This is a genomic window from Agrobacterium sp. ST15.16.055, from assembly GCF_027956555.1.
GTDB lineage: Bacteria > Pseudomonadota > Alphaproteobacteria > Rhizobiales > Rhizobiaceae > Agrobacterium > Agrobacterium salinitolerans.
Genome location: NZ_JAQKGN010000003.1, coordinates 106,790 through 129,387, shown reverse-complemented (window position 1 = coordinate 129,387; position 22,598 = coordinate 106,790). Strand labels below are relative to the sequence as shown.

General features: G+C 59.1%; 23 protein-coding genes, 1 tRNA gene and 1 riboswitch. Of the genes, 10 read left to right on the top strand and 14 right to left on the bottom strand.

Going from position 1 to position 22,598, the window contains the following annotated elements; translation table 11 throughout:
- Positions 1–17: 17 nt before the first annotated feature.
- Positions 18–2,609, bottom strand: a complete 2,592-nt coding sequence (locus PL599_RS06620) for a ligase-associated DNA damage response DEXH box helicase (protein WP_269823397.1) — start codon at positions 2,607–2,609, stop codon at positions 18–20.
- 44 nt (positions 2,610–2,653) lie between these two features.
- On the opposite strand from PL599_RS06620, the gene PL599_RS06615 reads away from it, so the two are divergent.
- Together PL599_RS06615 and PL599_RS06610 are read left to right on the top strand one after the other, a co-directional pair.
- Positions 2,654–3,157 (top strand): RrF2 family transcriptional regulator, encoded by a 504-nt coding sequence (locus tag PL599_RS06615; protein ID WP_077985383.1) that lies wholly within the window; start codon positions 2,654–2,656, stop codon positions 3,155–3,157.
- Positions 3,158–3,265: 108 nt separating this feature from the next.
- On the top strand, positions 3,266–3,727 hold the full coding sequence (locus PL599_RS06610) for a carboxymuconolactone decarboxylase family protein (protein ID WP_077985382.1): 462 nt from the start codon (positions 3,266–3,268) through the stop codon (positions 3,725–3,727).
- A 26-nt stretch (positions 3,728–3,753) separates the two neighbouring features.
- On the opposite strand, the gene PL599_RS06605 is transcribed toward PL599_RS06610, so the two are convergent.
- The 3 genes from PL599_RS06605 to PL599_RS06595 all read right to left on the bottom strand — a co-directional run bounded on the left by PL599_RS06605 (position 3,754) and on the right by PL599_RS06595 (position 6,154).
- A complete protein-coding gene (locus PL599_RS06605; protein ID WP_077985381.1) occupies positions 3,754–4,395 on the bottom strand; it encodes a YitT family protein in 642 nt (213 codons plus the stop codon).
- Between the two features lie 71 nt (positions 4,396–4,466).
- Positions 4,467–5,078: a YitT family protein gene (locus PL599_RS06600; RefSeq protein ID WP_035236585.1), complete on the bottom strand. Its 612-nt coding sequence runs from the start codon at positions 5,076–5,078 to the stop codon at positions 4,467–4,469.
- 134 nt (positions 5,079–5,212) lie between these two features.
- Positions 5,213–6,154, bottom strand: a complete 942-nt coding sequence (locus PL599_RS06595; RefSeq protein WP_162520455.1) for a class I SAM-dependent DNA methyltransferase — start codon at positions 6,152–6,154, stop codon at positions 5,213–5,215.
- Between the two features lie 166 nt (positions 6,155–6,320).
- Between PL599_RS06595 and PL599_RS06590 the strand changes: the two genes are divergently transcribed.
- Together PL599_RS06590 and PL599_RS06585 are read left to right on the top strand one after the other, a co-directional pair.
- A complete protein-coding gene (locus PL599_RS06590) occupies positions 6,321–6,587 on the top strand; it encodes a DUF6460 domain-containing protein (RefSeq protein ID WP_003493739.1) in 267 nt (88 codons plus the stop codon).
- 1 nt (position 6,588) lies between these two features.
- Positions 6,589–7,086 (top strand): CAP domain-containing protein, encoded by a 498-nt coding sequence (locus tag PL599_RS06585; protein ID WP_077985380.1) that lies wholly within the window; start codon positions 6,589–6,591, stop codon positions 7,084–7,086.
- A gap of 124 nt (positions 7,087–7,210) precedes the next feature.
- On the opposite strand, the gene PL599_RS06580 is transcribed toward PL599_RS06585, so the two are convergent.
- The gene (locus tag PL599_RS06580; RefSeq protein ID WP_269823398.1) at positions 7,211–8,302 is read right to left on the bottom strand and encodes a quinone-dependent dihydroorotate dehydrogenase; all 1,092 of its coding nucleotides are present in this window, start codon (positions 8,300–8,302) and stop codon (positions 7,211–7,213) included.
- The gene (locus PL599_RS06575) at positions 8,302–8,655 is read right to left on the bottom strand and encodes a DUF952 domain-containing protein (RefSeq protein ID WP_269823399.1); all 354 of its coding nucleotides are present in this window, start codon (positions 8,653–8,655) and stop codon (positions 8,302–8,304) included. The genes PL599_RS06580 and PL599_RS06575 overlap by 1 nt, the downstream gene beginning before the upstream one ends.
- Before the next feature lie 242 nt (positions 8,656–8,897).
- Here PL599_RS06575 and PL599_RS06570 point away from each other — a divergent pair, with 242 nt between their 5' ends.
- Together PL599_RS06570 and PL599_RS06565 are read left to right on the top strand one after the other, a co-directional pair.
- Positions 8,898–9,548 carry a response regulator gene (locus PL599_RS06570; RefSeq protein ID WP_137409734.1) on the top strand — a complete coding sequence of 217 codons (651 nt, stop codon included), beginning with the start codon at positions 8,898–8,900 and terminating at the stop codon, positions 9,546–9,548.
- 111 nt (positions 9,549–9,659) lie between these two features.
- Positions 9,660–10,310 (top strand): S24 family peptidase, encoded by a 651-nt coding sequence (locus PL599_RS06565; protein ID WP_059759480.1) that lies wholly within the window; start codon positions 9,660–9,662, stop codon positions 10,308–10,310.
- A gap of 25 nt (positions 10,311–10,335) precedes the next feature.
- Here PL599_RS06565 and PL599_RS06560 read toward each other — a convergent pair whose 3' ends face one another.
- Complete coding sequence (locus PL599_RS06560) at positions 10,336–11,088, bottom strand: polysaccharide deacetylase family protein (RefSeq protein WP_269823400.1); 753 nt, start codon at positions 11,086–11,088, stop codon at positions 10,336–10,338.
- A 26-nt stretch (positions 11,089–11,114) separates the two neighbouring features.
- Positions 11,115–12,410 (bottom strand): Wzy-type polysaccharide biosynthesis protein UppY, encoded by a 1,296-nt coding sequence (uppY, locus tag PL599_RS06555; RefSeq protein WP_142912692.1) that lies wholly within the window; start codon positions 12,408–12,410, stop codon positions 11,115–11,117.
- 288 nt (positions 12,411–12,698) lie between these two features.
- On the opposite strand from uppY, the gene uppX reads away from it, so the two are divergent.
- The gene (gene uppX, locus PL599_RS06550; protein WP_165691358.1) at positions 12,699–13,991 is read left to right on the top strand and encodes a Wzx-type polysaccharide biosynthesis protein UppX; all 1,293 of its coding nucleotides are present in this window, start codon (positions 12,699–12,701) and stop codon (positions 13,989–13,991) included.
- A 37-nt stretch (positions 13,992–14,028) separates the two neighbouring features.
- Here the strand turns inward: uppX and PL599_RS06545 are convergent, their stop codons facing one another.
- Positions 14,029–14,790, bottom strand: a complete 762-nt coding sequence (locus PL599_RS06545) for a transporter substrate-binding domain-containing protein (protein WP_077985426.1) — start codon at positions 14,788–14,790, stop codon at positions 14,029–14,031.
- A 170-nt stretch (positions 14,791–14,960) separates the two neighbouring features.
- Here PL599_RS06545 and PL599_RS06540 point away from each other — a divergent pair, with 170 nt between their 5' ends.
- Positions 14,961–16,892, top strand: a complete 1,932-nt coding sequence (locus PL599_RS06540) for a glycosyltransferase family 2 protein (protein WP_269823401.1) — start codon at positions 14,961–14,963, stop codon at positions 16,890–16,892.
- 206 nt (positions 16,893–17,098) lie between these two features.
- On the opposite strand, the gene PL599_RS06535 is transcribed toward PL599_RS06540, so the two are convergent.
- From PL599_RS06535 to PL599_RS06520, 4 genes are all read right to left on the bottom strand, one after another.
- Positions 17,099–17,392, bottom strand: a complete 294-nt coding sequence (locus tag PL599_RS06535; RefSeq protein WP_162520452.1) for a hypothetical protein — start codon at positions 17,390–17,392, stop codon at positions 17,099–17,101.
- 52 nt (positions 17,393–17,444) lie between these two features.
- Positions 17,445–18,170, bottom strand: coding sequence for an aquaporin Z (gene aqpZ, locus PL599_RS06530; protein ID WP_269823402.1), 726 nt, complete (start codon positions 18,168–18,170; stop codon positions 17,445–17,447).
- Between the two features lie 129 nt (positions 18,171–18,299).
- Positions 18,300–18,373: transfer RNA gene (locus PL599_RS06525), tRNA-Gly, on the bottom strand.
- 56 nt (positions 18,374–18,429) lie between these two features.
- Positions 18,430–19,527, bottom strand: coding sequence for a 2'-deoxycytidine 5'-triphosphate deaminase (locus PL599_RS06520; protein ID WP_077985424.1), 1,098 nt, complete (start codon positions 19,525–19,527; stop codon positions 18,430–18,432).
- A gap of 73 nt (positions 19,528–19,600) precedes the next feature.
- Positions 19,601–19,679: riboswitch (SAM riboswitch) on the top strand.
- A gap of 43 nt (positions 19,680–19,722) precedes the next feature.
- Here PL599_RS06520 and PL599_RS06515 point away from each other — a divergent pair.
- Both PL599_RS06515 and apaG read left to right on the top strand, forming a co-directional pair.
- Positions 19,723–20,907 (top strand): O-succinylhomoserine sulfhydrylase, encoded by a 1,185-nt coding sequence (locus PL599_RS06515; protein ID WP_077985373.1) that lies wholly within the window; start codon positions 19,723–19,725, stop codon positions 20,905–20,907.
- A 232-nt stretch (positions 20,908–21,139) separates the two neighbouring features.
- Complete coding sequence (gene apaG, locus PL599_RS06510) at positions 21,140–21,532, top strand: Co2+/Mg2+ efflux protein ApaG (RefSeq protein ID WP_003503545.1); 393 nt, start codon at positions 21,140–21,142, stop codon at positions 21,530–21,532.
- A 54-nt stretch (positions 21,533–21,586) separates the two neighbouring features.
- Here the strand turns inward: apaG and PL599_RS06505 are convergent, their stop codons facing one another.
- Positions 21,587–22,576 carry an Hsp33 family molecular chaperone gene (locus PL599_RS06505; protein WP_077985372.1) on the bottom strand — a complete coding sequence of 330 codons (990 nt, stop codon included), beginning with the start codon at positions 22,574–22,576 and terminating at the stop codon, positions 21,587–21,589.
- Positions 22,577–22,598: the final 22 nt, after the last annotated feature.

Genomic DNA, 22,598 nt, shown 5'->3' with positions numbered 1-22,598 from the left:
TTCCTTCAATGGGTCTTTCAGGACATCGCCTCGGCGATCAGCTCATCGGCGGCTTCCGCCAGCACATCGTCCATCGCTTCGCCCGCCACCGTCTCCCGGCCGATTTCCAGCATGACCGGAACGGCAAGAGGTGAGACATGCTCCAGCGCGCGATGCGTGGTGTGTCCCTTGATTCGCTTCAGCATATCTCCAAGACGGCCAATGTCCAAAAGTCCTGCCGCGGCATCGCGCCGCGTGGCTTCCAGCAGGATATGATCCGGCTCATGGCTGCGAAGAACGTCATAAATAAGATCGGCCGACACGGTCACCTGCCTGCCGGTCTTTTCCTTGCCGGGGTGGCGGCGTTCGATGAGGCCCGAGATGATGGCGCAGTTGCGGAAGGTGCGCTTCAGCATGAAGGATTCGTCCAGCCATGCTTCCAGATCGTCGCCCAGCATGTCCTCGTCGAGCAGGTCTGCAAGCGACAGGCGGCGGGATTTCAGCCGCATGCCGATATCTTCCATGGCCCAGATGGCGAGTGAATAATCGGTGGCGACGAAACCCATCGGCTTGGCGCCAGCCCGCTCCAGCCGCCTCGTCACAAGCATGCCGAGCGTCTGGTGCGCCAAACGCCCCTCGAAGGGATACATGACCATGAAAAAGCGCTTGCGGAAGGGAAAGGTTTCCACCAGCAGCTCGTCGCGCTTTGGGATGATCGACTTTTCCTTCTGGATTTCAAGCCAGTCACGGACCTGATCCGGCAATGCCTGCCAGCGGGCCGGATCGGCAAGCATGGAGCGCACCTGATCCGCCAGGTAGGTCGAGAGCGGAAACTTGCCGCCTGCATAGGAAGGAATCTTCGGATCGAGGGAGAAAGCCTGCGAAACCAGACATTCGTTCTCGCGGATACCTTCAAAACGCAGCACCTTTCCGGCAAACAGGAATGTGTCCCCCTGCACCAGCTGTTCGAGAAAATATTCCTCGACCTTGCCGAGTGACATGCCGCCGCGCCCGACCGTGCCCTTGGCGTTGCGCTTGACCATGCGGACATTGAGTTCTGCTGCCTCGACGATGGTGCCAAGGTTAAGGCGATATTGCTGGGCAACGGCTGGATTGGAAACGCGCCAGCGCCCATCCTTCATCTGACGGATGCGAGCATAACGTTCATAGGTGCGAAGCGCATAACCACCGGTGGCGGTAAAATCCACCACCCGGTCGAAGGTGGGGCGCGGCAAATCGGCATAGGGCGAGGCGCTGGTCACTTCTCGATAGAGCTCATCCGCATCGAAGGGTTCGGCGCAGGCCATGCCGAGCACATGCTGGGCGAGAACATCGAGCGCGCCTTCGGCAATGGGCGGGGTATCCTGCGCGCCGATGTAATTGGCATCCAGCGCGGCCCGGCACTCCATCACCTCGAAGCGGTTGGCGGGAACGAGGATCGCCTTTGAAGGCTCGTCCATACGGTGATTGGCGCGCCCGATACGCTGGGCAAGACGGCTTGCGCCTTTTGGCGCGCCGACATGCACCACCAAGTCCACATCACCCCAGTCTATGCCGAGATCGAGCGTAGAGGTCGCGACAACAGCGCGCAGCTTGTTTTCCGCCATCGCCGCCTCCACCCTGCGGCGCTGGCCGGCATCCAGCGAACCGTGATGCAGTGCAATCGGCAGGTTGTCGTCATTGACGGTCCAGAGTTCCTGGAAGACCCTTTCCGCCTGTGAGCGCGTATTCACAAAGACCAGCGTGGTCTGATGCCGCTTCAACGCCTCGTACAAGTCCTTGCCGGCATAACGCGCGGAATGGCCGGACCACGGAATGCGCTCTTCCGTTTGCAGAATGGAGATATCCGGCTTAGCGCCCCCTTCGACCGTGATGAGGCCGGCCGGCGGCTCGCCCTGTCCCTGCGGCGCAAGGTAACGGCGCAAATCCATCGGATCGGCGACCGTGGCCGACAGGCCGATAAAACGCACATCCGGCGCGTGCCTGCGCACCCGCGCGAGCGCCAGCGACAGCAGATGGCCGCGTTTGGATGTGACGAGCGAGTGCAACTCATCAAGCACCACATATTTCAGGTCGCGGAAAAAGCGCTCCGCCTCCTTATTGGCAAGCAGCAGTGAGACCTGCTCCGGTGTCGTCAGCAGGATATCCGGCGGCCTCACCTTCTGGCGCTGGCGTTTCGCCTGGGGCGTATCGCCGGTGCGGGTTTCGATGACAATCGGCAGACCCATTTCGGAAACGGGTTTGGTGAGATTTCGCTCGATATCGACTGCAAGCGCCTTCAGCGGCGAGATGTAGAGGGTGTGCACGCCGACAAAGCCGGAGCCGGGCGGAACCTTGCCGCGCTCTGTGAGAGTGGTGAGCGAGGCCAGGAAGCCACCCAGCGTTTTGCCTGCGCCTGTTGGTGCGATCAGGAGCATGTTTTCCCCGCCCCTCGCCCGTGCCATCAGCTCCAGCTGATGGGCGCGCGCAGACCACCCTTTTTCGGCAAACCATTTCTGGAATGGAAGGGGCAAGGTGCCGACATGCGTGCCGGACGTGGGAGACTCGGTATGTTTCACCCCTTCAAGGTAGTGAAAAACCTGAGAAAAAGAAGAGCGCTCCAGCGACGCTTGACAGGAAATCAGAATCATAGATAAATAATGTCCACGATACAGCAACAAGACGTGAGGAACCAATGAAACTCGGCGACGGCGTTGAACAGGCCATTCACAGCGTGGGCATGCTGGCGGGACTTTCCGAAGGCGGCGTGTTATCGGCAGCGGCGCTGGCGGAATTTCACGGCGTTTCCACGAGCTATCTTCTGAAGCACCTGCAATCATTGTCCAGCGCGGGCATTGTCGCCACGGTGCCGGGGCCTAAGGGCGGATATCGTCTGGCGCGACCGACCGACAAGATCACCCTGCTTGACATCGTTCTGGCGGTCGAAGGACCGCAGCCGGCGTTTCGTTGCGCGGAAATCCGCCAGCGCGGGCCGAACCCGCTGCCCGGCCGTTATTTCACCAAGCCCTGCGGAATCAATGCCGCGATGTTGAAAGCAGAGAAAGTCTACCGGGCCGAACTCGCCAAAACCACCATCGCCGATATTCTGGGTGATCTTGCTGCCAATGATGATGGCGGGATTGCCGCGCGTGGCTGCGCCTTTCTGGACATGAATGAGCGCAAGACGACGATGCGCTGAACCCGAAAACGAGACCCGGAATAACCACCAATCACGTTCCCGGATGGCATTGCCGCTTCCCGGACCGATGACACACGCCTTAAACCAACCCAACCAACGGAGAAACACATGAAAACTCGCGTCAACTATGCCAAAGCATCCCCCGAAGCTTTCAAGGCCATGATGGCTTTTGAAAATTATGTTCAGACCAGCGGTCTTGAGCGCCGCTTCATCCACCTCATCAAGCTGCGTGCCTCGATCATCAACGGCTGCGCCTTCTGCGTGGACATGCATGTGAAGGAAAGCCGCCATGACGGGCTTTCCGAACAATGGATCAACCTGATGAGCGTCTGGCGCGAATCCCCCGTTTATACCGAACAGGAACGGGCTCTGCTTGGCTGGGTGGATGCGGTGACGAAGATTGCCGAAACCGGCGCTCCGGATGATGCCTTCGAGACGTTGAAAGCGCATTTTTCCGATGAGGACATCGTGAAAATCACGGTTGCGATCGGCGCAATCAACACCTGGAACCGCATCGCGGTCGGCTTCCGCTCGCAGCATCCGATCGACGCGGCTGCGAAGGCGGCCTGAGCCACCACGACCGCATCGAACGACCGCTACATCGCGATGTAGCGGTCGTTTCTGTGGTTGACGGCGAGCGTGAGGTTCATGACCAGCGCGCCTAGAATGGAACAAAGGATAACGAAAGGCGTCGCAACGAAGAAGGAGCAGGCGAGAACCATGCCGTCAAAGGCGAGCTGCACGAGGCCGGCGCGCCAGCCGAAGCGATCCTGAAGATAGAGCGCCAGGATGCCGAAGCCGCCGAGGCTGGTGCGGTGCCGGAACAGCGCCAGCATGCCGGCCGCCACCGTCAACCCGCCGAACAGTGCCGCGGCAATCGGGTTGATGCTCTCAAAGGCAAAGAAGCCCGGCATATATTCGGAAAGCAGCGCCGTCATGGCGATGGCGCAGAAGGTCTTGACCGTGAATGCAAGGCCGAGGCGACGGAAGGCGAGATAATAAAACGGCAGATTGACGAGGAAGAAGACCGTACCGAAGCTGAGATCTGCGCCGTAATGCACGAGAAACGCCAGACCGACCGTGCCGCCCGTCAAAAGGCCGGCAGCGGAAAACAGCGTGACGCCGAGCGAAACCAGCATGCTGCCCGCGAGAACGCCCTGAGCGTCCTCCAGCAATGAATGACGATCCGGCGCGGAGGCCCAAAGGTTCAGTCGCCTGCGTGCGCTCGTATCATCCATGCACTTTTCCCCGAATTTTGGTCTCTACCGAGCTATTGCGCTGAAGTGCTCCGGATTTCAACCACCTTTGCTCAACGCACGACGATGTATCTATCCGAGCGGTGATTGATGGCCAGAAACATGTTGAGGACAAACGCGCCGACAATCGAATAAACGACGGTCGCCGGATCGATGACGAGGAAGGCGCAGAGCATCACGAAGGCATCGAAGGCGAGCTGGATGAGACCGGCGCGAATGCCGAAGCGATCCTGAATATAGATGGCGAGAATGCCGATACCGCCAAGGCTGGCGCGGTGGCGATAGAGCGCCAGCAATCCATAACCTAGCAGCAGGCCGCCGAGCAGCGCCGCCCAGAGCGGATTGATGCTATCGATCACCATCCAGCGGGCTTCCACTTCCGTCAGCACAGAAACAAGGCCGATGGCGATGAAGGTCTTGAAGGAAAAGGCAAGACCGAGGCGGCGGAACGACAGGTAATAAAACGGCAGATTGACGAGGAAGAACAGGAGGCCGAAGCTGATGCCGAAAGCATAATGCAGGAGAAAGGCGACGCCGGCGGTGCCGCCGGTCAGAAGGCCGACCTTGTTCAGAAGATAAAAGCCGAGCGCCGAGACGATGGCGCCGGTGACGATGCCCTGCACGTCCTCCACCGGCGCATGTTTGGCCGGATCGGAACTCCACATGCCGTAAACGCTTCTCGTTCTGCTCACGCTTTTTTCCTCAGCTTCAGGCATATTTTGCACTGCAAAAAACATCTGAGCAAGATGGATATGTAAGGAAGCCTGACCTATCGCAAAAATGGCAAGAAACGAAATGTTCAGGCTTTGGCACGGGCAAGAAAAAGAATGCCGGAAAGGGGTTTTCCGGCATCCTTGCGAATGGTGGTTTTACGGATTTCGATGAGGGAAAAGCCGGCCCGCTCAAGAAGGTCGGTCACGTAGCTTTTAGAATGGGCGTAACGAAGGGATTCCCGAAGCACGAAACCGTCTTCCTCCCCCGCATCCTCCACCGAAAAGGCGAAAAAGCCTGAAGGCGCAAGCAGGGCGGAAACGAGCGGCATGACAGCCTCGAGACTGCCGAGATACATCATCACATCGGCGGCGGCGACGAGGTCGGCACGATGCCGCGCGAGCGTGGATGTGAAGAGCCCCGAGGTCTCCGGCTCCAGCGAAAGATCGGCCTGGTCGAGATGATCGTAAAGCCCCTTTTCCTCCGCCTTGCCAAGCATGTTCTGGGAAATATCGAAACCTTCCAGCCGGTTTGCGAAAGTGCGGATTTCAACGCCAAGGAGACCGGTGCCGCAGCCAATATCGACAATGGTATCGAAGACGCCGCCTTTCGCCGCCTTGCCGATCAGTTTCGCCAGCTTTTGCGGCACGCTGTAATCCAGCTTTTCCACGAGCGAGGTTTCGAAACGGTCGGCGTAATCGTCGAACAGCCCTTCCACATAGCGGCTGGGCGGTTGCTCCGGCGTTTCGGCGGCGCCGAGAACCGCGAGCTTCAACTCGGCTGCAAACAGTCCTTCGGCGTCCAGTTCAGCGACTTTCCCGTAAGCCGCCACGGCTTTTTCAGTTTCGCCTGCTTTTTCGTGATATTCCCCGAAGCGAAACCAGCCCGCCGTCCACTGTGGCGCAAGTTCAAGCGCCTGCTCCATGAGTTCGGCGGCGGCGGGATAGTCACCGCTCTCCGCCAGCATGCGAGCATAGTCAGCCCGGCGGTCGGCAATGACGTCACCGGAAGAAAACTGGTTTGGGGCCATTCAAGATTCCTGAGAAGATGTCGGCTGTCATTTATCAAGCCACAAAAAAACTCAAGTCCTATTTCATGGGCCTGCGTGGAATTGACGAATATGACGCGATATAGTCGCCGAAACTTGCATCGAAGCGTCGTGCTTTATATGTCAGGATAAAATAGGAGACGTGCTGATGGCCGGTGAGGTCAACAAAATGCTGGGTGACACGGTGGCCCGTACCGTGGTGAAACTGCTGGTGGTTTCATTGCTCGTCGGCTTTCTGATGGCTATCTTCGGATTGACGCCATGGAACATCATTTACGGCGCGCGCGATTTCGTTGTCGACCTGTGGCGCAGCGGTTTCCATGCGCTGGGCGCAATCGGCGACTATCTGATCCTCGGGGCAACGATCGTCATTCCGGTTTTCATCATCCTGCGCCTCCTGAGCTATCGCCGCTGACATGACCGATACTTCGCTTCACACGCTTACCCGGCGCGGTTTCGTGCTGCTTTCCGCCGGCTCCGTTCTTTCCGCCTGCGTGTCCATGCCCACCAACAAGGGCATCCCCTCCGGCACCCGTGACGAGACGGCCGCGGCGCTTCCCATGGTCAACGATCTGCGCCGATCCAAGGGGCTTTCGCCGCTTGCCATCAATGGCGCGGCAAGCGGTGCCGCCGCCTATCAGGCCGGCCGCATGGTCAAGGCGCAGAAAATGGCGCATCTTATCGGCCTGACCGACAGTTTCCTGGTTCGCATGAAGGAAGGCAATGTGCCGCTTCCGGCAGCGGAGAACGTGGCCGCCGGGCAGGACAGCGTCGAGCGGGTGGTCAAGGCCTGGATCGGCTCACAACATCACCTTGAAAACATGCTTGGGCCTTATAACGGCCTCGGCGTCGCGGTCGCCTATGATACGGCCAGCCGCAACCGGCCCTATTGGGCGATGGTGCTCTGCGCCTGAAGCAAAGCGGCGGGAACCACCATCTTCCCTCATTCCTGTTCCCCGGAACAAGCCCGAGGATGTCACAGGGATGAGGAAGGAGAACCTCCTGAGGAAGCGCTACCTCAACCGTCCAGATCCGCTCTCAACCGAGCTTGCGATCCGCCCAGCGGTCCACCGCGCTATCACGCAAGTCGCGAATGGACTGTACGCCCTCGCGGGCGACCAGCTTCGACAAGCCCTTGACGATGGCCGAGGGCAGGCCGGGGCCTTCATAGACCATGCAGGAATAGAGCTGCACGAGATCGGCCCCTGCCCTCACCTTTTCCAAAGCGGTCTCCGCCGATGACACACCGCCGACGCCGATGATCGGCAGGTTGCCGCCGACGCGACGGCGCATCTTGGCGAGAACCGTGGTCGAAAGCTCGAAGAGCGGCTTGCCCGAGAGACCGCCTGCCTCGCCCTTGTGCGGGCCCGGCCTCAGGCCTTCTCGGGAAAGCGTGGTGTTCGAAACGATCAAGCCATCGAGATCATGAGCGAGCGCCTCTTCGGCGACATCGTCCAGCCCCTCTTCGGTGAGATCCGGCGCGATCTTGAGGAAGACCGGGATGCGTTTGCCGAAGCGTTCGGCTTCCACTTTTCGGCGTTCCAGCACGGCGGCGAGAAGCGCGGCAAGGCTTTCGCGGGCCTGAAGATCGCGCAGGCCGGGCGTGTTGGGCGAGGAAATATTGACGGTGAAATAGGATGCCACCGAATAAAACGCTTCGATGCCCTGCACATAATCGGCGATGCGGTCTTCGCTATCCTTGTTGGCGCCGATATTGACACCGACGATGCCGCGCAGCTTTGCCTGCTTCAGGCGCTCCAGCGCAGCGGCGTGGCCTTCATTGTTGAAGCCGAGGCGATTGATGACACCTTCGTCCTCGACCAGACGGAAGATGCGCGGCCTGGGATTGCCGGATTGCGCCTTGGGCGTGACGGTGCCGATTTCGGTAAAGCCGAAACCGAGCTTGAGGAGCGGCCCCGGCACTTCCGCATTCTTGTCGTAACCCGCCGCCATGCCGAGCGGATTGGGGAAGACGAGGCCAGCTACCGTCTGCTGCAGACGCGGATCGTGCGGCACCATGCAGGTGGGCAGGAAGCCGCTTTTCAGCGCCGCAACGGACAGGCCATGGGCCTTTTCCGGATCGACCAGAAACAGGCCCTTGCGGCCGACCGAGGAAAATAATCCGCCCATCACAAAATCTCCGGAAACTGGTGCTGGCCGTCGTGACCGAGCGAAAGCGGCGTTTCCCAAAGCACGGCGGTCAAGGGAAGAGGCGCATAAAGATGCGGGAAAAGATCGCCGCCTCTGGAGGGTTCATAGACCAGCTTGTCGCCGAGGGCCGCGCCGTCGACGGCGATCAGAAGCAGATCGACCTGGCCGGAAAAATGCCGCGCGGCGGTCTCTGCCGCCTGTTTCGCCGTTGAAAAATGAATGAAGCCGTCAGTCAGGTCGATGGCCGCACCTTCGAAGACGCCCTTCGCCTTGGCCGCGCTCCATAATGTCTCCGGCACGATTTTATAGATGATCGCGGACATTTCCTGCATAGGGCTCTCCAAGGCTTTCCACTCAGCGGGATTTGCCGCAAAGCTCGAAGATTGTCCACAGTTTCCACGGCATTTTATTGCGGAGAGCCTGAAAGACCGCCTGTCCACAAGCTTTTCCTTGTAATGCGGGACCGATTGGCGCAACCTTTGGCGGAGGAGCCGGATGTGTTTCGACCATCGGCAAACGGGAGTGAGCCAGTATCAGAAAAAGAACCGCATAACGCCCTTGGGAGGGGGCCAGAATGTCGGAACTTGTCATTATCATAGCAGATGACCACCCGCTTTTTCGCGGTGCCCTGAAACAGGCCGTATCCGGCCTCGACGGGCAACAGAGCATTATTGAAGCCGGGGATTTCGAGGCCGCCCGCAGTGCAGCCGCAGCGCGCAACGACGCCGACCTCATGCTTCTCGACCTCGCCATGCCGGGGGTCAGCGGATTTTCAGGCCTGATGGCGCTCCGGGCGGAATTCTCCAGCCTGCCGATCGTCATCGTTTCGGCAACGGACGATGCGACCACCGTGCGCCGCTCCATCGAACTCGGTGCTTCCGGCTTCATTTCCAAATCCTCGGGTATCGACGATATCAGGGACGGCATCCGCGCGGTTCTGGAAGGCGATGTCTGGATACCGTCGGGCCATCAGGGCGACAAGGAACAGGATCCTGACGTGGCCGATCTGATCGGCCGGCTCAGAACGCTGACGCCACAGCAAAGCCGGGTTCTGGGCATGCTGGCCGAAGGGTTGCTGAACAAGCAGATCGCCTACGAGCTCAATGTTTCCGAAGCCACCATCAAGGCGCATGTCTCCGCCATCCTGCTGAAGCTCAAGGTCGACAGCCGCACCCAGGCGGTGATCCAGCTCGCCAAGATAAATACATCGGCCATGGTGGCGTAGAAAAGGATTTTATTCCTTTCCTTGCTTTACTCCTGACCGGATATGGTCTAGATTCCGGTCAGTAAAGGACAGGAGCTTTCCGCTATCGGCTCCACTTGCGGGCTTTCTATCATGCTGTCACACGAGACGATCTGGAGCGCCATCGATACGCTTGCCGAACGCCACCAGCTAACGCCTTCGGCATTGGCGAAGCGCGCCGGCCTCGATCCCACCTCGTTCAATAAATCGAAACGCTTCGGGCCGGATGGCCGCAAACGCTGGCCTTCGACGGAATCCGTCTCCAAGGTGCTGGAAGCGACCGGGGCAAGTGTCGACCAGTTTTTCGGTTATGCTTTCGGCAGGGCGCAGGCCATGCAGCCTTCCGGTGCCGACAATGCCATTCCCCTGCTCGGTTTTGCGCAGGCAGGCTCCGGCGGTTTTTTCGACGATGGCGGTTTTCCGGCGGGTCAGGGCTGGGATGTGGTGGAGTTCCCCTCCTCTCCCGAGCGCAAGCAGGGCGTCTATGCGCTGGAGGTGCAGGGCGAGAGCATGATGCCGCTCTACCGCGACGGCGACATCCTCATCGTGGAACCCGGCGCACAGGTGCGGCGCGGTGACCGCGTGGTGCTGAAAAGCCGCGACGGCGAAGTGATGGCCAAGGTGCTGGCGCGGCAAAGCCCCAAAAACATCGAGCTTCTTTCGCTCAACCCGGAACATCCCAACCGCAGCTTCGACATGGCGGACGTGGAATGGATCGCCCGCATCATCTGGGCCAGCCAATAGGCCGGCAATTGCCGGCGATATCGGTCTACAGGCCGAGCGTTCTGACCGCTGCTTCGACAGTCATGATCTTCGCACCACCGGAAGATGCCCTGCGGATGAGAGCCTGAAGCCTGTCTTCCGGGCAACCGTAAAAAGTCGGTTTCAGTGAAACATCATGGGTGAAGATGACGAGCCAGCCACCCTTTTCCAGAACATCTTCGAGCCATCTGTCGGCAGCATCCAGATAATGCGGGTCCGGCCGCAATTCAACGGCGGCGAGATTATGCGGATCGACGCTGCCGCGATTGATCCCCGGCATAATGCCGCGGGCGGTCTTGAACCGTCGACGCAACAGGGGCTGCATGAACGGCGAGGCCATGCCGAAAGGAATTGAGAAATTCCGCCCGTGACGGCTTCCATCGAACGATCCGAGCACCCTTTCGTTGCGGTCGAAATCCTCTTCAAGCCCGCGCCGTGAAAAACTCGACAGTTTGCGATGGGAAAAGGTGTGACAGGCAAGCTCGTGACCGGCCGCCGCCAGTTCCAAACAGCCTTTTGTGGAAATCATCTCCTGCTGTTCGTCGTACCTGTCGATGAAAGTGCCCGCGATGTAAAACGTCCCGCGAGCACCCTCGTCTTCCAGAATACGGGCGCCCTTTTTCCAAGCGCTCGCCGGCACATCGTCGAATGTGAAGGACACGATCGGTTCGGACGTTTCGATCCGCACCGCCGGTCCGGGGAAATAGCGCACCAGCCGGTTATTGATCCGGTCTGCAAAAGTCCCGATTTTTTGCGTCATACAAAGCCCCCCGGCCTGTCTGCAAATTACTGTCCCTCTTCGAGTATGTCGTAAGCCTGATGCCTCAAACAATAGATTGCAATCAGAAGAGAAGACCAGATAGGCCCGGTTCCGGTAAAGAAATTACTCTCTAGACACGAAGAAAGTAGCGCATACACCCAAATTCTCGCAAAAAGTCGGGTCAGGCCCGAATCCGCGCCCTTGTCCACCGCCGTGCGGAAATCATTCGCCGGTATAATGACCAGCCAGATGACGGTGAGAATGAAGGCAGGCAAGCCGCCGTTCAGCAAGCTTTCGACATAACCATTATGGGCATGGAAGGCTGAGACCGCCCAGGTGCCGGCGATATCGGCCTGCGACAGGAGCCGGTCACTCATCCAGAAGGCCTGAAACCCCTGACCGAAGATCGGCGATTGCGCGAAAGTGTCGAAGGATAGCCGCCAGATGTCTGTCCGCCCGGTGAAGGTGGAATCGATGCCCAGACTTTCGACAAAATTTTGTATGCTCGGGAAATAGGTGGAGCCGACCGCGGATATGTTGATGAAGGCCAGAAGACCGCCAATCATCAGAAGAGTGCGGTGGGCATGTCTTTCCATGATCCAGATCAGCGCCACGGTGACGGGCAGCAGCATGGCCGCGGTTTTTCCGTTGGTCTTCCAGAGGAAGAACCCTGAAAGCAGCGTGATGGCCAGGCCGCCCAGCGTCGACCAGGCGTTGCGCAGGTAAAGCCCGATCATGAAGAGAATGATCATGGCCGGAGCGGCGGCATTCTTGTGATTGAAGATACCGCGCCAGTCACCCGCCAACGCTTTTTCATCGAGATCATAGGGCTGATGGATCGAGCGCGAGCTGAGGAAGATCACACCCAGATAACACAGCGCCAAGAGAATGATGGCGAAGATGGCCATCATCCGGTCGAACTGCCGCCGGTCGCGCGGCATGACGACAAGGACGCTGGTGATGAAGCATAGGAGCGCCGTGAAGATCAGGCGTTGCAGCGACGTGCCGGGCTGGGTTCCAACCACCGAGCATATGGCCAGCCAGAAGAACAACAGCAGAATGGGCAGCCGCGGCCGCAGCAGAAGCCCTGTCAGCCGGTGGCGCAGCGCAAAAACGCCGAGGATCAATGCAATCACGAGGCCGGTCAGCTGGTTTGCGGCGGCGTGCGGCACGGGCGGTACTGCTAGATTTTCGAAAGGCGCGACGGAAATCCAGATATAGAGCATGGTGGCGACGAAAAAAAACGCGTCGCGCCGGCTGCCGGTAAAGGATATGGCGCCGCCTTGCGCAGAGACGGGCTGCGGATCAGCCAAACGCGGCATGGTCGCCTGCATCGGAAATGGATCGTCGGATCATTGGCCTGCCTTGTGACGAAGAACGAAACCCTTCTGATACAGGGCCATGTCCAAATAACCATAAACAGTCATTATCGTCATTATTATGCAATTGCTTTAACCCTCTCTTACCTCAAGAGGGATAAGACAGGATAAACTGCCATTCATACGGATCGCGGACTTTCACATTATTGGCCAGTTGCGGCTTTTTCAGTTCGCTGAATTCTAAAAAAGCAGCACAGCCATTTTTGAATTCGTCCGGCAATGCCGGAAAACATGGAGAATGAGGTGTCGTTCAATACGCCGCGGCTCGGCCATCTAGTCAGACTGGGATTGACCTACATGGCGTCCGGCGGGGCGCTCCTCATGTCCAGCGCCGCCCAGCTTCTGACCTTCGCGCTGCTTGCCCGCCATCTCGGCGTCGAACAATTCGCGCTTTACGCCTCCATCACGGCCGTCACCAATCTCGGCGTCCAGATCTGCGGCATCGGCTCGCAGGAATCGCTGATCCGCCGCGTCGCGCAGGATCGCAGCATGTTTCCTGTCATGCTCGGCCACAGCTATCTCTTGAGCGCCGCGACAGGCGTCGTGCTGACGATCGTCGGCATGGTGACGATCCCGGTATTTTTCCCGACCTCGGAAACATTGCTGCACACGCTGATCACCACCTTCCTGATTCTGTTCACGAACCTCGTCCTCCTGAAAGTCATCTCGCTTTCCACGCAGAGCTTCATCGCCCATTCCGACTTCGCCTCCGCCAACAAGCTGGAAGTGATGTTTGCCGTCGCCCGAACCATTGCCGCGGTGGTCGCCTGCCTCATCTTCAAGGTAGAGACCGTAGAAGCCTGGGCGCTGTGGAACCTTGCGGCCCACACCATTGCGGCCATGATCTCGGTCAAGGCAATAGCGAGACTCGGCAGCCCGGTGTTCCGCATCGTGCGCGAGGAAATCCGCATCGGCATCCTGTTTTCCACCCAGTTCCTGTTCAAGGCCGTGCGCGGCAATGCCGATATTCTCGTTCTCGGCGCCATTGCCAGCGCCGAGGTGCTGGGCAGCTATTCCATCGCCCGGCGCATTCTCGACAGTTCCTATCTCTCCGTCGAGGCCCTCAACCGGCTGATCTATCCCGGCTCGGCTTCCGCCGCCCTGCAGGGCATCAGCAAGACCATAGAGCGCGCCTATAACGTGCTGAAGGCCGCGCTTTTCATCGCGACCGGCAGCGCGTTCGTCATTTTCATCATCGCGCCATTCCTGCCGCTTTTGTTCGGCGATGAATATGTTTCGCTGCCCATCATCACCCGCGTGCTTTGCTGGGCGGTTCTGCCCATGGCTGTTGCCGCCACCGCGCTCGAGGCGCTCGGCGCATCCGGACGGCAGGATATTCGCGCGAAGATCTGGAACAGCGGCAACCTCATCGGCTCCGTCGTCGTCGCCTTCTTCACATGGTCCTTCAGCATTTCGGGAACGATCGGCAGCTATTTCATGGTGGAAACCGCCATCGCCGCCGCCGTGTGGATCGCGCTTCTGCGCCTGCGCCGCAATGAAGAGGTTTTCGCGCCAGCCAAATAAGAGCTGGCATAGGAGCCTATCTGGTGGCCGGCTCTCCCTAATAGAGCCCATAAGGGAAATAACGCCGGTAGATTTCTTCCAGCCTGCCGTTACGGGAAAGGGCCGCCAGCGCTTGATCGAAAGCCGGAACAAGCACGTTGTCGGGATCGACGGTCATGATGGATAGGCCTTCACCGAGAAACCTGTCGGACATGTAGGGACCGCCGTAGAGTGCGCAGCAGCCTTCGGACGCGCTTCCGGAAACCCAGAAAGGCAGACGCAGACCGTCGGCGAAAATGGCGTCTACCTTGCCTTTCTTCACCGCGTCATACATCGGTTCGTAGCCGTCGAAGCCCTCAGCCGCGGCCTTTGGAAAGAAAGCCTTCAGCATCTGTTCGTGCCGCGAGCCAGCAACCACACCCACCTTCTTTCCCGAAAGCGCATCGGCACCGGAGCCGGTGAATTTCGCCGCCTTGTTCACCGCAAGACGGGCGGGCATCAGGAGATAGGGCCGCGAGAAGGTAAAACTCTTGCGCAGGTCGGCGGTAGTGGCGAGGCCGGAAATCACAGCTTCGCCCTCGCCCAATTCCAAAGCCGCCTCCAGCTCGTCAAATGGCAGCGCCTGCACCTGGCATTTGCTTTCGACCTTCAACTGAGCGCAGATTTCACGCACCAGATCGACATGGAAACCCGCAAGCCGGCCTTCCTGATCGGTAAAATTGAAGGGCGGGAAATCGACCGACATCAGAAATCTGATGCGGGGAACGGAAGAAAGATCGCCGCCCGGAAACCGCTCCTGCGCATCGAAAAGCACCGGCATCCGGTTCCCGTCCGACAGGCCTTCTGCACGCACATCGCTAAAAAAACCAGTAAATTGTAAAGCGAAAGCTAAAGTAAATCCGAAACTTATATTCCGCGTTACATTCGTCATTCTCATCTATACTATCCGTGGCAGGAAGTTGGGCGTTACCATGACGGCGGCGGCGATGCATGGATTATTTTAGGCAATATACACGAGATTCGTTTCGCATGACGCCGGCGACACGAAAAATTGCATTTTCCCACGCCAGTGAAAATCCACTCCCAACCGCTTCCGAACAGGACCAGACCGGACAGGACCGCTTTCTCTCTTCGCTGGGATTGGGCGGACCCTATATCGAGGCATTCGAACAGCGGGCTCTGGAAAATGGCTCAACTTTGGAGGACGAATTGCTGGCAAGCGGTCTCGTCACGGCGGATGCCTATTTCGGCGCTTTCGCCAGCTTCCTGCGGTTGCCGTTTCTACCGGAAATCGGCCCGGATCGCGTGACGGACTTGAACGGGCTGGACACTCAGCTCTCCGAACCAAGGTTCCTGCGGCTGACACCGCTGAACGGCACGCCAACGCTGCTGATTGTGCCGGAACTGGCGCGGATGGCGTCGCTGAAAAACATGCTGGATCAGCGCCCGCGTCTTCTCGACGATTTTGCCGTGACAACCCCGCAGGCCATGCGCGGCGCAATCTGGAAAGCGGGCGAGACCCGTCGCTTGGCGGAAACCCAACAGCTGCTTTTCAACACGGCGCCACACCATTCCGCCAGGATCACGCTTCACGGCGAGCAGGGTTTTTGCAGCGGCGTTCTCCTTACCCTGCTTATTCTGTCGCTGGTGTTTTATACGGAAGCGGCATTTACGTACCTGCATGCCACCCTGACGATGCTTTACCTCTTGACCCTGCTTTTCAGGCTGTTCGCGCTCTTCCATCTATCCATGGAAAAGGACGCCACCTTGCCTCTTCGGCAGGAAAGCCAATTGCCTGTCTATACTGTTCTGGTGGCGCTTTACCGGGAGGAGGACGTCGTCGGGCAGCTCATCGGCGCATTGGAGCGTCTGGACTGGCCCAAATCCCGACTGGACATCAAGCTTGTCTGCGAGGCAGACGACGGTGCGACAATTGAGGCGATCCAGCGGATGAATCTCGGGCCGCATATAGAGGTTGTAAGGGTGCCGCCCTCCCTGCCGCGCACCAAACCAAAGGCCCTGACTTATGCGCTTTCCGGCGCACGCGGCGCATTCGTTGTCATCTATGACGCCGAGGACCGGCCCCATCCGCAGCAATTGCGCGAAGCCTATAGTGCCTTCCGCAACCAACCCGACGAGCTAGCCTGCCTGCAGGCCCCGCTTATCATCAGTAATGCTTCTTTCTCCTGGCTCAGCGCGTGTTTCGCATTGGAATATTCCGCCCTCTTCCGCTGCATCTTACCTGCCCTTGCCGCACATGGCTTGCCGCTGCCGCTTGGCGGCACCTCCAATCATTTCCGGACCGCCGTGCTGCGGAAGGCTGGCGCCTGGGACCCCTATAATGTAACGGAAGACGCCGATCTCGGCCTCCGGCTGCATCGGCTGGGTTATCGTTGCGGCGTTATCCGGCGACAGACGCTGGAGGATGCGCCGACCTCACTATCCGTGTGGCTGAACCAGCGAACACGCTGGTACAAGGGCTGGCTGCAAAGCTGGCTGGTGATGACCCGTGCGCCCCTTGCGACCGCGCGCGGCATGGGATGGTTTGCCTATGTGGTCTTTCAACTGCTGATCGGAGGCATGCTTCTGTCGTCGCTGGCGCACCCCCTGCTCTTCGTTTCGCTGGCATTCATGACCATCGCTCTTCGGGAAAATGGCGCCGACCTGTTGCTCTCCTGGCAGGGTCTTCTGTTTTTTATCGATGTGCTGAATATCGTCGGAAGCTACACGATCTTCGTCCTGATGGGCCGCAGCAGAATGATAGTCTATGAAAGACGGCATGTCGGAAGGCGGTGGCTGGCAATGCCCGCATATTGGCTGATGCTGTCCATCGCGGCCTGGCGGGCCGTGGTGGAACTCAAAACCAAACCCTTTGCATGGAACAAGACGCCACACGCGCCAGCCGTCAAAAATACCTCATGATCCGGTATCTTCGAGAGAACCAAAACAATCGAGATACTTGTTTCGAGTAACGGCGGCTCACGGCTCCTATCACATTGCCGCTGCCAGCAAAGCCGCCTCAGGCCTTAGGTTACCGCCGTCACCGATAACGCGAGCCGGTTCCTTGCCGAACAAAGCTCCTCCTTCGGCAAGGTCCTTCATTTCATCTTGAAGGCGACCGAACCGCTCTACTTGGCAACGAGCTTGTTCTTAATCAGGCCGACGATGATCTGCACGATCAGACCGCCGACACCGCCGCCAACCAGCTGGCCGGCGAGAGCGCCGATATCCACGCCACCGGCTGCCGCGTCTCCCGCCGCGCCGAGCAGCGAACCGAGTACAGTTCCGCCGCCGAGTCCGCCGATGGCGCCCGCAATCAGATTGCCGAGCGAACCAAGATCGGAGTCCTTCACTATCTTTCCGCCCGCCGTGCCACCTACCGCACCGCCGACGATCTGGGCCAATATCGAAGCAAGATCCATGTCATCCTCCTCAGTCGTTTCCCCGACCATTCGAGGAAACAAAGCCTCTTATTCATGTCTGGGCAGGTTGAACCGAACCGGCATGGCCGGCCTTCTCTTCCTCGCCGAAGATTTTCCAGATCGCGGCTCCGATGGCGCCGCCGAGGATCGGAGCGAGCCAGAACAGCCAGAGCTGCTGCAGCGCCCATCCGCCAACGAACAATGCCTGTCCCGTGGAGCGGGCCGGATTGACAGATGTGTTGGTGACCGGAATGGAAATCAGATGAATAAGGGTAAGGGCAAGACCGATGGCGATCGGCGCGAAGCCGGCCGGAACCCTGCCATGTGTCGAACCCAAAATAACGATCACGAAAAACGCCGTCAGGATAACTTCGATCAGCAGCGCCGATACGAGAGAATATCCACCCGGCGAGTGTTCGCCATAACCATTGGCGGCAAAACCGCCAATGTCAGCCCCCGCCTTGCCGGTGAAGATGACATAAAGCGCCGCAGCTGCGACGATCGCCCCCAGAACCTGCACCACGATGTAAGGCAAGAGGCTCGCCGCCGGGAATTTACCCGCAACGGTGAGGCCGACTGAAACGGCCGGATTGAAGTGACCGCCCGAAATGCCGCCTACCGCATAGGCCATGGTCAGAACCGTCAGACCGAAAGCGAAAGCGACGCCAAGGAAGCCGATGCCGAGCTCTGGAAAGGCTGCGGCAAAAACCGCACTGCCGCATCCCCCGAACACGAGCCAAAAGGTTCCCAGAAATTCCGAAAGAAGTTTGCGACTCATAACACTTCCCCTATGTTACGACCACATCAACTATTACGTGCAATTTAATTGTAGTCAAGCTAAATCGCATATTCGCGCGGTCCGCGAATGTAACGGCGGCAAGAGGCCTATTATTTGCTGGGGTGGAATTGGAGCGGGTGAAGGGAATCGAACCCTCGTATTCAGCTTGGGAAGCTGCTGCTCTACCATTGAGCTACACCCGCGCCGCGCATAAGACATCGGATAGTTCGCAGCGGGTGTCAAGCACCCGCCGGGTTCGTTATTCGGCGCGGAAATGCTTGGAGAGCTTCAGTCCTTGGGCCTGATAGTTGGAGCCGAGGCCGGTTCCGTAGAGGCCTTCCGGTTTTTCCAGCATATGCTCGTAAACAAGCCGACCGACGATCTGCCCGTGTTCGAGGATGAAGGGCACTTCGTGGCTGCGCACTTCGAGCACGGCGCGGCTGCCGGTGCCGCCCGCCTGCGCATGGCCGAAGCCCGGATCGAAGAAGCCGGCGTAGTGCACACGGAATTCGCCTACCAGCGGGTCGAAGGGCGTCATTTCAGCCGCATAGAGCGGCGGAACGTGGACAGCTTCGCGCGAGACGAGGATATAGAATTCATCCGGGTCGAGGATCAGTTCGGCGCGGCCGCGCGCGTAGAGCGGCTCCCAGAAATCGAGAACGTCATGCTGGGCCTTCTTGTCGACATCCACCACCGCCGTGTGATGTTTGCCGCGATAACCGATCAGTCCGTTTTCGCCGAAACCCTTGAGGTCGATCGAAAGCGCGATGCCGCCGCCGGTCACGTTGGGCGTGTCGCTGGCGACCAGCATTTCCGTCTCGTGCAGCTTCAGCAGTTCACTTTCGTTGAGCAGCGAATGGCCGATGCGGAAGCGGATCTGTGACAGGCGCGAGCCGCGTCGCACGACGATCGGGAAGGTGCGCGGGCTGATTTCCAGATAGAGCGGGCCGGCATAACCCGCCGGTATCTTGTCGAATTCCTGCGCGCCGTCAGTCATGACGCGGGTGAAGATATCGAGACGGCCGGTCGAGCTTTTCGGATTGGCCGACGCCGACATGTCCGCCGGCAGCGCGAGGCTTTCCATCAAGGGGACGATATAAACGCAGCCGGTTTCCAGCACCGCGCCCTGGGTGAGATCGATCTCGTGCAGGCTCAGACGATTGAGCTTGTCGATCACCTGGGTTCCCGGACCGGGCATGAAGCTGGCGCGCACGCGATAGGCCTTCGAGCCGAGCCTGAGATCGAGGCTGGCGGGCTGGACCTGATCAGCATCGAGATCGGCCTCGCTCTTCAGCTTGCCGCCCGCAAACAGCGCCCGGATTGCGCCATCCGCCAAAATGCCCGTGGTTCTGGTCATGGTTGTCATTCCTTTTTACGGCGACAAAACCAAAAGGAAAGCATTGACGCAAGCCGATAACGGCAGTATGGCAAGCTTATCCCGTGGTGATTTGGCCGGTCGGCTTGCAGCCACGTTAAACAAGTGGCTAAAAAGACCGGGTGCTAGGAACCGGTCTGCTTGTGCGGCCGGTTTTTTTGTTTTGAAGGGGATCACATGAGCAATAAATGGCGCCCGGCAACCCAGCTGGTTCACGGCGGTACGCTACGCTCACCGTATGGTGAAACGTCGGAAGCAATCTATCTGACCCAGGGTTTCGTCTACGAAAACTCCGAGGCCGCCGAAGCGCGCTTCAAGGGCGAAACAGACGGTTTCATTTACGCCCGCTATGCGAGCCCCACCAATGACATGTTCGAAAAGCGCATGTGCCTGCTGGAAGGCGCTGAAGACGCCCGCGCGCTTGCCTCGGGCATGGCCGCCGTCACCGCCGCCATCATGTGCCAGCTACGCGCCGGCGATCACATCGTTGCCGCACGCGCCCTCTTCGGCTCCTGCCGCTGGGTGGTCGAGACGCTTGCGCCGAAATACGGCATCGAATGCACACTGATCGACGGACGCGATCTCGGCAACTGGGAAAAGGCGATCCAGCCGAACACCAAGCTGTTCTTCCTCGAAAGCCCAACCAACCCGACGCTCGAAGTGGTTGATATTGCCGGTGTGGCGAAACTCGCCAACCAGATCGGCGCGAAAGTGGTGGTCGACAACGTCTTTGCGACGCCGCTCTTCCAGAAGCCGCTCGAACTCGGCGCGCATATCGTCGTGTATTCGGCAACCAAGCATATTGACGGTCAGGGTCGCTGCCTTGGCGGCGTGATCCTTTCCGACAAAAAGTGGATCGAGGAAGAACTGCAGGATTATTTCCGCCATACCGGCCCGGCCATGTCGCCTTTCAATGCCTGGACGCTTCTGAAAGGTATCGAGACGCTGCCGCTGCGCGTCAAACAGCAGACGGCCAATGCCGGCAAAATCGCCGATTTTCTCGCGGAGAACGACAAGGTCGCCAAGGTCATCTATCCCGGCCGCGCCGATCACCCGCAGGCGGACATTATCGCCCGGCAGATGTCGGGCGGTTCGACGCTTGTGGCTTTCGAACTGAAGGGCGGCAAGGAAGCGGCCTTCAAGCTGCAGAACGCGCTTGAGATCGTGAAGATTTCAAACAATCTCGGCGACGCCAAGAGCCTCATCACCCACCCCGGCACGACGACGCACAAGAACCTCACTGACGAGGCGCGCGCCGAGCTCGGCATTTCCGGCGGCACTCTGCGCCTTTCCTGCGGCATCGAGGATACCGACGATCTGCTGGAGGATCTGGCAAAGGGTCTTGCGGCCGTTTCGGCCTGAGAATTCAATCGGCAAGTCGCCATGGCCTGACCGCGTGTCGGGCCATGGTTCGCCTGTCCAGCCCGAAAGACCGCATCAGGCAACCAATATTTACCTTTACCGTTATCCCTAACGGTGGAAAAAAGCGCATCAGGAGACGCCTCCTGCCCGTCAAGTCATTCATTTTCTTGACGATAGCCAGAGCCTATAGTGTAGGATACGGCGGCAGGCATAATATCGAGGTGTGGCGCGTATGTATCGTGCTCTGACAAGGGATATCGAGGTAACGGTCGATCCGTATTATCTCGAGGAACAATCCGACCCGGATGACGATCGTTACGTCTGGGGCTACAAAGTCGTGATCGCGAACAATTCCGATATTCCGGTCACCCTCGTCAATCGCTACTGGCACATCACCGATCAGAACGGTCAGGTGGATGAGGTCTATGGACCGGGCGTCGTGGGTGAGAAGCCGCATCTGAAACCGGGCGACAGCTACGAATATTCCTCCGGCTGCCCGCTGGATACACCTTCCGGCCTGATGTTCGGCCATTATGAAATGGAAACGGAAAATGGCGAGGTGTTCAACGTCACCATACCCGCCTTTTCGCTGGATTCACCGGGTCTGATGCGGGTTCTGAACTGACCACGCGCCCGGCAAATGAAAAAGCCGCACTCTTTATAGGGCGCGGCTTTCTATTCAGGCATTTTCAAATTCGCTGACATCGTAGCGATAGGTGGTGGAGCAGAACTCGCAGGTCACGGCGATAGCGCCGTCTTCCTCGCTTGCCTTGATCTCCTCGGCAGTGAAGCCTGACAGCACACCCTTGATCTTGTCCCGCGAGCAGCTGCAACGGTCGAAAACCGCCTGCGGATCATAGATGCGCACGCCGCTCTCATGGAAAAGCCTGAAAAGCAGGCGTTCCACCGGCACCTGCGGATCGGTCAGTTCGTCGGTATCCACCGTGTTCAACAGCGTGACGGCTTCCGTCCAGGCATCGTCCTCCTGCACCTCGTGACCGCTTTCATCGCCGTCACCGCCATGCAGGTCACGCATACGCAGCCGTTCGGGCGCCTGCGGCAGGAACTGCGCGATAACGCCGCCCGCACGCCAGCCATGACGCGGCTTGCCTTCGCCATCACGGTCGAAGAACTCGGCAACGCCCAGCCGCACGCGGGTGGGAAGCTGTTCCGACTGGCGGAAATAGACGCCGGCAATGTCTTCCAGCGAGGAGCCATCGAGCGGCACAATGCCCTGATAGGGCTGCATGCCCGCACCCTGATCGATCGTGAAGGCCAGAATGCCGTTGCCGAGCAATTGCTCCGGCGAGGTTGCACCTTCCGCAACCGCCGCCGCCAGCCGTTCCTCATCGAAACGGGCATAAGCGCGCATGCTTTCCGGCGCGGTGAAATCCGCGACCAGAAGATCGACCGGACCATCGCCCTTGGTCTGAAGCGTGAGCTTGCCGGAAAATTTGAGCGAGGTGCCGATCAGCGCCGTCAGAACGGTCGCTTCCGCCAGCAGGCGGGCGACCGTCGGGGGATAGTCATGCCGCTCGAGAATGGCGTTCAACAGCGGACCCACCTGCACGGCGCGACCGCGCACATCCAGACCTTCGACCTGAAAGGGCACTACCTTATCGTCGCCAGCAAAATCGAGATCGTCCAGTTCAACCGTTACATCTGCCATGTCATACTCCTTGGCGCAGCCG